The sequence below is a fragment of the Lentzea sp. NPDC054927 genome (genome assembly GCF_053610285.1).
This window is the reverse complement of record NZ_JBSGXZ010000064.1, coordinates 17,619-26,428: the sequence shown is the minus strand read 5'-3', so window position 1 is coordinate 26,428 and position 8,810 is coordinate 17,619. Positions and strand designations below refer to the sequence as shown.

Sequence of the window (8,810 nt, the reverse complement as noted above, 5' to 3'; positions counted from 1 at the left end):
GGTGGGATTGACGATCTTCGGACAGAAGATCGCGTACACGGAGCTGGTCGGACAGGTGCTGGCGCTCGCCGTGGTGTTCCTGGCGCAGCGCCGTTCACTCTTGACCTGGCCCGTTCAGCTGGTCTCGGTCGCTTTGCTCTTCACCGTCTACCTGTCGGCGCACCTGGGCGGTCTCGCGACCCGCCAGGTCGTCGTCGGTGCGATCGCCGTCTACGGCTGGTACGCGTGGGTGCGTCACCGCGACCCGGTGTTCGGTGTCGTGGTGCGGACCGGCTCGTGGCGGGAACGTGCCGCGGTGGTGGGTGTTTTCGTCGCCGGCACGGTCGCGTTCGCGCTGGTTCTGGACTGGCTCGACGCCTCCTGGGCGCCGTGGCCGGATGCCGCGATCTTCATCGGGACGATCCTGGCGTTCGCGCTGCAGGGGTTGGGTCTGGTGGAGTTCTGGCTGGTGTGGCTGGTGGTCGACGCCGTGGGCGTGCCGCTGCAGATCAAGTCCGGCCTGTACTTCAGCGCGTTCGTCTACCTGATCTTCGCGGGCCTGGTGATCCACGGTTTCCTCGACTGGACGCGCACCGCCCGCCGGTTGACACAGGCGGCAAAGTCTCCTCTATGAGGGGATTGATCGCGTTATTGGCTGCTGCTTCGTTGCTGGTTCCCGTTCCCGCCCTGGCGGCTCCCGAGCCCCCGCGGACCGGGTTCGAACTGACCGGCAAGTGGACGACGGAGTCCGAGGAACAGACCTACCTGCGTGCCCTGAACCTTCCCACCTCACAGATCGGGACCACGGCCCAAGGCCGCCCGGTCCAACTCGTCCGCGTAGGCCCCGCGTCGGCCCGCACGGTCGTGCTCTTCATCTGCTCCCAGCACGGCGACGAACCCGCCGGCCGCGAGGCGTGCCTGATCCGCATGCGCTCGCTGCCGCGTTCGTCGTCGGTGACCTACCTGTTCGTCCCGAACGCCAACCCGGACGGCCGCGCCGCCGACACCCGCGGCAACTCGTTCGGCATCGACATCAATCGCGACCACCTGCTGCTGAAGACCGCCGAGGCCCGCGCGATGGCCTCGGTGATCCGCGACTGGAAGCCCGACGTCATCCACGACCTGCACGAGTTCGGCCCCACCGCGCCCTACTACGTGAAGGACGTCCTCTGGCTGTGGCCGCGCAACCTCAACGTGGCTGACGGCGTGCATTCGTTGTCCGAGACCTTGTCCCGCTCGTATGTGCGCCCGTCCGTCGAGGCCGCCGGCCGCACGTCCGGCGTCTACGGCATCTACGTCGACCCGGTGACCGGCGAGCCCGTCCGTCAGGTCGCGGGCGACGGCCAGGAACGCATCCTCCGCAACACCGGTGGGTTGAAGCACGGCATGGGTTTGCTGGTCGAGACCAACACCGACGGCACCCCCGCCTACCGCGTCGAGTCGCACCTGAAGGCCCTGGACGGCACCCAGTCGTTCGTCCGCGAGAACCGCTCGGCCATCGAAACCGCCAACGCCGCGTCACGCGCTGTGCGGTCCGGCCCGCTGTACTTCGGCGGCGCCGACAACCAGGCTCCGGCTCCTGAGGACGTCCTGGCGACTCCGCCGTGCGGGTACGTGCTGACGGGTGCTCAGTACCGCGACGTTGCCGACGAACTGGCTCTGCACGGCATCAAGTCGCAGTACCTCCGCGGCGGCGATCGGATCGTTCCGTTGAAGCAGGAGGCCCGCGCGCTGATCCCGCTCCTGATGGACGCCCGCGCCGACGAACCGCTGCTGAAGGCTCAGCCCGTGGCCCAGTGCTGACCCGCATTTCGGTCGCAGGTGATCTTGGCGACGTGGTCCGATGACGGCGGCGCCTCGATCTGCAACCCGCCGAGGAGGAACTCGCGGACTACGCGGTGGTCCTGGCCGCGAACGCGGCTACGGCGGTGCGGTCACGTTGGCCGCGTTGCGCACCGCACGCGCTGAGGGCCACCGCATTGCCGTCCTGCAGGCATCTGAGGACGGTGAGCCCGTCTACCGGCGTCTCGGGTTCATGATCGCCGGTCAGTTCACCGAGTACGCCCTCAGGACGTGAGAAGGGCCGCCCCGCGCGTGCGGGACGGCCCCTCAGACGGTTCTGGCGGTTACGCCAGGCCCGCGTCACCCGTGGACGGGCCGGCGGCCTGAACGTCGTTGATGCGGTACTTGCGCGCCGCCTCGACGACCTTGGCCTGCTCGACCTCGCCGCGCCGGGCCAGGGCGGCCAGCGTGGCGACCACGACGGACTCCGCGTCCACCAGGAAGTGGCGGCGGGCGGCCGGGCGGGTGTCGGAGAAGCCGAAGCCGTCCGTGCCCAGGGTCGTCATGTCGGTCGGGACGTACGGGCGGATCAGGTCCGGGATCGCCGACGCCCAGTCGGACACGGCGATGACCGGGCCCTGCACGTCCTTCAGCACCTGCGTCACGTACGGCACGCGCGGCTCGGCGTCCACGTGCAGCAGGTTGTGGCGGTCGGTGTCGACGGCGTCGCGGCGCAGCTCCGAGTACGACGTGGCGGACCACACGTCCGCGGAGACGCCCCACTCGTCGGCGAGCAGCTTCTGGGCCTTGAGAGCCCACGGGAGGCCCACGCCAGAGCCGAGGATCTGGGCACGGGGACCACCGGTCTGCGGGCCGTCCTGGTACTTGTAGAGGCCCCGCAGGAGGCCTTCCACGTCCAGGTTCTCCGGCTCGGCGGGCTGGACGTACGGCTCGTTGTAGACCGTCATGTAGTAGAAGATGTTTTCGGCGTTCTCGCCGTACATCCTCCGCAGACCGTCCTTGACGATGTGCGCCACCTCGAAGGACCACGCCGGGTCGTACGAGACCACGGCCGGGTTCGTGTGCGCGAGCAGCAGCGAGTGGCCGTCGGCGTGCTGCAGGCCCTCACCGGTCAGCGTGGTGCGGCCCGCGGTGGCACCGAGCACGAAGCCGCGCGCCATCTGGTCCGCCGCCGCCCACAGGCCGTCGCCCGTGCGCTGGAAGCCGAACATCGAGTAGAAGATGTAGATCGGGATCATCGGCTCGCCCTGCGTGGCGTAGGACGTGCCGACTGCCGTGAACGACGCCGTGGAACCCGCCTCGTTGATGCCCTCGTGCAGGATCTGGCCCTGCTCGGACTCCTTGTAGGCGAGCATCAGGTTGGCGTCCACCGAGGTGTACGCCTGGCCGTTCGGGTTGTAGATCTTCTGCGTCGGGAACATGGAGTCCATGCCGAACGTTCGTGCCTCGTCCGGGATGATCGGCACGATGCGCGGGCCGATCTCCGGGTCCTTCGCGAGGTCGCGGACGAGCCGGACGAACGCCATCGTGGTGGCGACCTCCTGCTTGCCTGAGCCGCGCTTGATGCCGTCGTAGACCTTGTCGCCCGGCAGCACCAGCGCCTTGGACTTGGTGCGGCGCTCCGGCAGGAAGCCACCGAGCTGACGGCGGCGCTCCAGCATGTACTGGATCTCCGGGTTGTCCTGCCCGGGGTGGTAGTACGGCGGCAGGTACGGGTCCTTCTCGAGCACCTCGTCGGAGATCGGGATGCGCAGGCTGTCCCGGAAGCCCTTGAGGTCGTCCAGGGTCATCTTCTTCATCTGGTGCGTCGCGTTGCGAGCCGCGAAGTGCTTGCCGAGCGAGTAGCCCTTGATGGTCTTGGCGAGGATCACGGTCGGCTGGCCGACGGTCTCGGTCGCCGCCTTGTACGCCGCGTAGACCTTGCGGTAGTCGTGGCCGCCGCGCTTGAGGTTCCACACCTCGTCGTCGGTCATCGGCTCGACGAGAGCCTTCGTCCGCGGGTCGCGGCCGAAGAAGTGCTCCTTGATGTACGCGCCGTCGTTCGCCTTGTAGGTCTGGTAGTCACCGTCGGGCGTGGCGTTCATCAGGTTGACGAGCGCGCCGTCGCGGTCAGCGTGCAGCAGCGCGTCCCACTCGCGTCCCCAGACGACCTTGATGACGTTCCAGCCGGCACCGCGGAAGAACGACTCCAGCTCCTGGATGATCTTGCCGTTGCCGCGCACCGGGCCGTCGAGGCGCTGCAGGTTGCAGTTGACCACGAACGTGAGGTTGTCGAGCTGCTCGTTCGCGGCGAGCTGCAGCAGGCCGCGCGACTCCGGCTCGTCCATCTCGCCGTCGCCGAGGAACGCCCACACGTGCTGGTCGGACGTGTCCTTGAAGCCGCGGTCACGCAGGTAGCGGTTGAACCGCGCCTGGTAGATCGCATTCATCGGGCCGATGCCCATGGAGACCGTGGGGAACTCCCAGAAGTCCGGCATCAGCCGCGGGTGCGGGTACGACGGCAGGCCGCCACCCGGACCGGCGTGCGAGTACTCCTGGCGGAAGCCGTCGAGCTGGTGTTCCGACAGCCGGCCCTCGAGGTACGCACGGGCGTAGATACCGGGGGAGGCGTGACCCTGGATGAAGATCTGGTCGCCGCCACCGGGGTGGTTCTTGCCGCGGAAGAAGTGGTTGAAGCCGACCTCGTAGAGCGAGGCGCTGGACGCGTACGTCGAAATGTGTCCACCGACACCCACGCCCGGCCGCTGCGCGCGGTGCACCGTCATCGCCGCGTTCCAGCGGATCCACGCACGGTAGCGACGCTCCACCTCCTCGTCACCGGGGAACCACGGCTCCCGCTCGGTGGGGATGGTGTTGACGTAGTCCGTGCTGGTCAGCGAGGGGATGCCGACCTGGTTCTGGCCCGCGCGTTCCAGCAGCCGCAGCATCAAGTAACGCGCCCGCTGCTGACCGCCACCCTTGAGCACCTCGTCGAACGACTCGAGCCACTCCGAAGTCTCTTCGGGGTCGATGTCCGGCAGGTGTGCTGCCAGACCGTCGCGAATGACACGTACCCGCTCGGGGCCTGTGTTCTGCGGGCTCAAGGTGTCTCCTCGGCTTCGTTGGCGGTACTCGCGATGGCCCGGAAACCGTGCCACGCGCTCCTATCGTTGTCCTTGCGCGACGACTTCGTCACCGCTACTGATCGGTAGTTCTGGATCGTGTCGCTCACGCGCGCGCGATAAGAGGTATGTAGAGCGTGCCTCATGCCAGTCTAGGGATCTTCACAGGGGTGCCTGTTCCGGCGTGTCAAGTGGTCAACAGTTGCGCCGGAGGTAGCTGACAGTGTTCGCTAGCCCGAGTAACGGACTCTGGCGGCAGTCTTAGGGCTGTCGCTCTTGCGTAGTTGGAGGAGTGAAAACCGTGGTCGCCGCGGAAGACGCCGGCAAGATCGGCGTCGCCGAGAAGCTCGGGATCGAATCGGGCATGGTCGTCCAGGAACTCGGCTGGGACGAGGACGTCGACGACAACCTCCGTGCCGCAGTCGAGGAGCAGATCGGGGGCGACCTCCTCGACGAGGATGCCGACGAAACTGTGAGCATCGTGCTGCTCTGGTGGCGGGAGGACGACGGTGACCTGGTGGACGCCTTGCTCGAAGCTACCGGCGTGCTCGCCGAGGACGGCGTGATCTGGGTTCTCACCCCGAAGACCGGCCGCCCCGGGCACGTCGAGCCGAGCGACATCGCCGAAGCCGTCCCCACGGCCGGCCTCTCGCAGACGTCGAACATCAGCGTGGCGGACGACTGGGCCGGCACCCGCCTGGTGTGGCCGAAGTCCGCCAAGGCCAAGCGCTGACCAACCTCGGGCTGACATAGGGTTGATCCACGGGCACTGACACCGCCCGTGGTTCGTCTCGGTCAACCGGAGGGGTCGGTTTCATGGCGGTCGAGGTCGGTTCGGAAGCCCCGGACTTCACGCTCAACGACTACAACAAGCAGCCTGTGACGCTGTCGTCGTTCCGTGGCGCGAAGAACGTTCTCCTGGTCTTCTACCCGTTCGCGTTCAGCGGCACCTGCCACGGCGAGCTCTGCCAGCTGCGCGACGAACTGGCGACCTACGAGGACGAGAACGTCCAGGTGCTGGGCGTGTCGGTGGACTCCCCGTTCGCGCTGAAGGCGTGGGCGAACCAGGAGGGCTACCAGTTCCCGCTGCTGTCCGACTTCTGGCCGCACGGCGCCGTCGCGCAGTCCTACGGCGTGTTCAACGAGGCCGTGGGCATGGCGCTGCGAGGCACGTTCCTGGTGGATCTTGACGGTGTCGTCCGGTTCGCGGAGGTCAACGCACCGGGCGAGGCCCGCGATCAGGACGCCTGGAAGAAGGCCGTAGCCTCTCTCAAGGCATGATGTAGCTGTACCCCTGGGTCTTCGGGCCCGGGTCGGGGCGTGTAGCTCAGCGGAAGAGCACTCGGTTTACACCCGAGCGGTCGCAGGTTCGATCCCTGTCGCGCCCACCACACTCTATTCTTCCGGGTCATCCCGTCGCTTGGGCGCGTCTTTCTCTTTGCGATCTTTGGCTCGGATGTACGCGGAAGCGACTTGAGTAGCGGCGGCACTCGCGATCACGGCAACGCCGAGCGCCGGAACCGCGCCCACGCCCAGTACGGTGGCGACTCCGGCAATGGGAATCGCGAAGGAGGCGGCCCCTGCCAGCGCCGCTGCCACGTCACGGGCTTGGTCGCTCTTTTTCTTTTTCTTCTTCTTACCATTCATAGACCTGCACCCCCGCGGCAACTGCCATGAACAGGATGCCGATACCGGCGGCGTTCGCGAGGATGAGCCATCCGCTTCCTCCGGGACCCATGCGGTTCAGCTGGGCGTTGGGACCGTATGCGAACGTGCGGAGGAAGAACGGCAACAGGATGCCGCCGGCGATGATGGCGCCGTATCCCCAGGCGATCGCACCCACGTCCGGCCCGAGGGGCTTGCCGCTTCCCGTTGCGGCGATGACCGAGCCCGACAACGCGAGTACTGCGGAAATGGTCCAGTCCGACCAGAAGAGCCCGTCGTCGACACTGAGTCCGTGGCGACTTCCCGCGCGATTTGTTCGGCTGCTTCCCTTCATGATGGTCTGAAGCAGCGCTGTGCCACCCGCGATTGTCACGGTGATCAGGAGTTCGCGGAGCACATGCACCTCGCTTCAATGCCCACTTCTGTCAGCTGTGGGCATATCGCGTGGTCCGCATAGGCGTTACGGTCGCTCTGAACAAGTGCGAGGTGTCGCTCGGCTATTCCATTCGAGGTTGATCGGGCACATTGGCTGACGCCGGGAGCACGCGGTGCTCGTGGCCCGATCGACTCGGACAGCTGGAACGAGCCGGGGTGGTGCCGTATCTTGTTCGCGTTTGTCGGGGACGTTTGGGCCCGCCACCTCCGAAGGACGACGATCTGTGAAGCGCAAGGGCAAAGCCGCGAAGCCCGTCAGCACCACCGTCACGCAGGAGCAGATCAAGCTGCTCGCCCTCGCCGAGCAGGGTGGCGTGCATCGTGGTGCCACGAGTTGGTACCTCGAGCACCGGCCCGCCAAGCAGTGGGATGCGGACGACCTGGAGGTGTTGGCGTTGCGGGGGTGGATCGCGTGGGTCAAGCCTGAGCGAGCGATGGATCACGGGATGGCGGCGCCGGTCGACATCACCGGGCAGGGGCGGGCGGCGTTGCAGCATCATCTGCCGGAGTGGGTGCTGGGACGGAAGGCCATTGCCGCCTCGCCGCCGCGGTTGCCTGCGGTAGAAACGATCGGGGTGCTGGACGCACTGCAGTAGTCGAGTTCTGGAGGCTGCCCGACCATGTCGAACCTGTTGACCGGCGGCGATTTGCGGGCACGCGAACACCATCGGATCGAGGACGACGCACGAGCAGCAGGGCCACTGCACGCGGTGACGCTTCCCAACGGCGTGCAGGTGCAGGTGGTCACGGTTGGGCTTGAGCTGACACGCGCGTTGCTCAGTGACCGCAGGTTGTCCAAGGACAGTGACGCCCTGCAGCGTGAGATCAAGCGTCAGCTCGCCGCGTTGGGTAGTACGCAGACGGACCTTGCTGGGCTGTTCGGGCCGAGCATGCTCAACAGCGACAACCCGAAGCACGCACGGTTGCGCGCGCTCGCGGTGAAGGCGTTCAACGGCCAGGCGGTGCAGCAGCTTGCGTCGCGCATCGAGGAGATCACCGCGGAGCTCATCGACGGGCTGCCGGCCGGCACGGAGATCGACCTCGTCGACGCGTTGGCCGTGCCGATGCCGTTGCACGTCATCGGCGAGGTGCTCGGCGTGCCGGAGCAGGACCGGGCGCGGGTTCGCACGTTGATCGAGACCATGATGTCGATGGATCCCGAGATCTCCCAGCCCGCGAGCGACGCGTTGGGCGGGTACTTCCACACGTTGCTCACGAGTGATGTCTTGGACGAGAGTTCGCTGTTCGGTGCGTTGGTTGCGGCCGACGACGATGGTGACCACCTCACCCACGACGAACTGATGGCTATGGCGTTCCTTCTGGTCGTTGCGGGCCACGAGACGACGGCGGCCCTCATTGCGAACGTTGCGCACGACGTGTTGGACAACGGGCTGTGGGAGAAGGCGGCGGCCGACCCTGATCTGGTGCCGGCGCTCGTCGAGGAGACGCTGCGGCAGAACCCGCCGGTTCGCAGCGCCACGCATCGCATCACCACGGAGCCGGTCGAGATCGACGGCACGACGATTCCGAAGGACACCTTGCTGCTGATCAACCTCGGAGCCGCGGGGCGGTGCCCGCGGGCGCACGAGGACGCTGCCGAGTACCGGGTCGACCGTGAGACGACGGGGCATGCGACGTTCGGGCACGGGCCGCACTTCTGCCTGGGAGCGGGGCTCGCGCGGCTGGAGACCGAAACCGTGCTGCGGCAGCTCACGGCCCGGTTCCCGCGCACGGTCTACGCGGGCGGCGAACAGCCTGCTGTGACGCACAACGACATCATGAGCAGCCTTAAATCGCTTCCGGTCGTCCTCCGACGCTGAGACGCTG

General features: G+C 67.1%; 10 protein-coding genes and 1 tRNA gene. 8 read left to right on the top strand and 3 right to left on the bottom strand.

Annotated elements, in window-relative coordinates; genetic code table 11:
- Nucleotide 1 precedes the first annotated feature (1 nt).
- The 3 genes from pnuC (at nt 2) to ACWGE0_RS43130 (ending at nt 2,056) form a co-directional block, all read left to right on the top strand.
- Nucleotides 2–613 (top strand): nicotinamide riboside transporter PnuC, encoded by a 612-nt coding sequence (gene pnuC, locus ACWGE0_RS43140; protein ID WP_452266668.1) that lies wholly within the window; start codon nt 2–4, stop codon nt 611–613.
- Nucleotides 610–1,782, top strand: coding sequence for a M14 family zinc carboxypeptidase (locus ACWGE0_RS43135; protein WP_452266659.1), 1,173 nt, complete (start codon nt 610–612; stop codon nt 1,780–1,782). The genes pnuC and ACWGE0_RS43135 overlap by 4 nt, the downstream gene beginning before the upstream one ends.
- Nucleotides 1,783–1,927: 145 nt before the next feature.
- Nucleotides 1,928–2,056 carry a hypothetical protein gene (locus tag ACWGE0_RS43130; RefSeq protein ID WP_452266658.1) on the top strand — a complete coding sequence of 43 codons (129 nt, stop codon included), beginning with the start codon at nt 1,928–1,930 and terminating at the stop codon, nt 2,054–2,056.
- Between the two features lie 49 nt (nt 2,057–2,105).
- Here ACWGE0_RS43130 and aceE read toward each other — a convergent pair whose 3' ends face one another.
- Complete coding sequence (gene aceE / locus ACWGE0_RS43125; protein WP_452266657.1) at nt 2,106–4,865, bottom strand: pyruvate dehydrogenase (acetyl-transferring), homodimeric type; 2,760 nt, start codon at nt 4,863–4,865, stop codon at nt 2,106–2,108.
- 319 nt (nt 4,866–5,184) lie between these two features.
- Here aceE and ACWGE0_RS43120 point away from each other — a divergent pair, with 319 nt between their 5' ends.
- The 3 genes from ACWGE0_RS43120 (at nt 5,185) to ACWGE0_RS43110 (ending at nt 6,274) form a co-directional block, all read left to right on the top strand.
- The gene (locus ACWGE0_RS43120; RefSeq protein WP_086665815.1) at nt 5,185–5,616 is read left to right on the top strand and encodes a DUF3052 domain-containing protein; all 432 of its coding nucleotides are present in this window, start codon (nt 5,185–5,187) and stop codon (nt 5,614–5,616) included.
- Nucleotides 5,617–5,699: 83 nt separating this feature from the next.
- On the top strand, nt 5,700–6,164 hold the full coding sequence (locus tag ACWGE0_RS43115; protein ID WP_452266656.1) for a peroxiredoxin: 465 nt from the start codon (nt 5,700–5,702) through the stop codon (nt 6,162–6,164).
- Between the two features lie 35 nt (nt 6,165–6,199).
- A tRNA-Val gene (locus ACWGE0_RS43110) sits at nt 6,200–6,274 on the top strand.
- A gap of 4 nt (nt 6,275–6,278) precedes the next feature.
- Here the strand turns inward: ACWGE0_RS43110 and ACWGE0_RS43105 are convergent.
- Both ACWGE0_RS43105 and ACWGE0_RS43100 read right to left on the bottom strand, forming a co-directional pair.
- Nucleotides 6,279–6,530, bottom strand: a complete 252-nt coding sequence (locus ACWGE0_RS43105) for a hypothetical protein (RefSeq protein WP_452266655.1) — start codon at nt 6,528–6,530, stop codon at nt 6,279–6,281.
- Nucleotides 6,520–6,945, bottom strand: coding sequence for a hypothetical protein (locus ACWGE0_RS43100; protein ID WP_319964411.1), 426 nt, complete (start codon nt 6,943–6,945; stop codon nt 6,520–6,522). The genes ACWGE0_RS43105 and ACWGE0_RS43100 overlap by 11 nt, the downstream gene beginning before the upstream one ends.
- A 262-nt stretch (nt 6,946–7,207) precedes the next feature.
- Here ACWGE0_RS43100 and ACWGE0_RS43095 point away from each other — a divergent pair, with 262 nt between their 5' ends.
- Nucleotides 7,208–7,579 (top strand): hypothetical protein, encoded by a 372-nt coding sequence (locus ACWGE0_RS43095; RefSeq protein WP_452266654.1) that lies wholly within the window; start codon nt 7,208–7,210, stop codon nt 7,577–7,579.
- 24 nt (nt 7,580–7,603) lie between these two features.
- Nucleotides 7,604–8,803: a cytochrome P450 gene (locus ACWGE0_RS43090; RefSeq protein WP_452266653.1), complete on the top strand. Its 1,200-nt coding sequence runs from the start codon at nt 7,604–7,606 to the stop codon at nt 8,801–8,803.
- Nucleotides 8,804–8,810 lie beyond the last annotated feature (7 nt).